We start from the raw sequence: 1,579 nt of genomic DNA on the forward strand, positions 1-1,579 counted from the left end.
ACCACGGCCCCTAGCGCGGACGCCCCCACCCACCAGGACGCCGGAGAACCCGCCGCCTCGGACACCGCCGCCGACTACAGCGCGACAGCGCTCGCCGCCTCCGGCGTCACCGTGCTGCTCGCCGCGCTCCTGGTCGGTGCGGTCGCCACCCGGCGCTCCCGCCAGCAGCAGCGCCGCCGCCCGCGCCACCGGATCGCCCTGCCGCCGCCGCCGGTGGCGGCCTTCGAGGCCGAGCTGAGGTCACGTCAGGACGCCGCCGGGCTCGCCCTGGTCGACCGTGCCCTGCGGACCCTGGCCCGGAACGCCATCAGCGGCGGCAAGCGGCTGCCGGCCGTCACGGCCGTCCGGATCACCCCGGACCGCACCGTGGAGCTGCATCTCTCGGTCCCGGCCTCGCCCATCGCCCCCTTCCGGGCCGCTCACGCCTCCACCGCCTGGTGGTGCCCCGCCGACGCGCCCGACCTGCTCTCCGCCGCCGAGGCCGCCGCGGTGGCCGCGCCGTACCCCGGCCTGGTCGGCCTGGGCTCGGCCCCCGACGGCGGCGCGGTGCTGGTGGACCTGGAGGCGGTGCGGCTCCTCCACCTCTCCGGCGGCGCCGACGAGGTACGCGCGGTGCTGCGCGCCCTGGCCCTGGAGCTGGCCCACAGCCCGTTCGCCGACCGGCTGCACATGCACCTGGTCGGGATCGCCGACGACCTGCCCGTCGCCGACGGCATGGCGGATCGGGTACGCCGCCACGACACCCTGGAGGAGGCGCTCGCCGAACTCGCCGCCCGGGACGCCACCGCCCGCTCCGCACTGCTCACCGCCGGTGCGGCGCACCCCAGGGACGCCCGCAGCCGGGGCCGGGCCGACGACGCCTGGACACCGGAGATCGTGCTCTGCGGCCACGCCCCCACCGGCACCACCCCCGCCGAACTGGGCCGGCTGCTGGACGCGCGCCCGCGCACCTGCCTCGCCGTGGTCACCCAGGCGCCGGGACGCGGCAGCGGCCCGGTGGCCCGCTGGACCCTCGCCACCGCCGGCCCCACGGCGCTCCCCGGCCTCGGCCTCACCGTCGAACTGCAGCGGCTGACGGACGAGCAGTACGGCTACTGGGGCGAGCTGCTGCGCATCTCCGGCTCCGACGAGCAGCACCCGGCACCGGACTGGACGGTCGAGGGCCCGGAGCCGGACGCCGGCTTCTGGCCGTTCACCGGGGAGGGCGACGACCAGTACGGCGCCGAGGCGCAGACCAGCGTCCCGCCCAGGCCGGCACTGCCCGTCGCCACCCCGGTGGTGACCACCGGTACCAGCGCCTTCGCGGGCACCGATCCGGCCACCCCGGCGCGCCGGACGCCTCCCGCTGCCGCCGCGGCAGGGACGGAGCGCCGGGTCAACGGCCACGCCCGGCACGCCGGCGGTCCCGGCCCGGCCGCCGGAGCCGCCACCGCTGCCACCGCTGCCACCGCCACAGCGCCCACGGGACCCGGGGCCGCCGCAGCGCCCGGAGCGGGGGAGCTGCCGCCCGCCCGCACCCAGGGCGGCACGGAGCCGCAGACGGCCCCGGACGCCGCCGGCGGCAGCGACGGCGCCCCGG

1 pseudogene is annotated in these 1,579 nt (G+C 79.4%); it reads left to right on the top strand.

Annotation, left to right across the window (positions count from 1 at the left end):
* Positions 1 to 1,579, top strand: a pseudogene (locus AOK09_RS29775) (hypothetical protein); the annotation flags it as partial.

Source organism: Peterkaempfera griseoplana, from assembly GCF_001418575.1.
In the GTDB taxonomy this organism is placed as follows: Bacteria; Actinomycetota; Actinomycetes; order Streptomycetales; family Streptomycetaceae; genus Peterkaempfera; species Peterkaempfera griseoplana.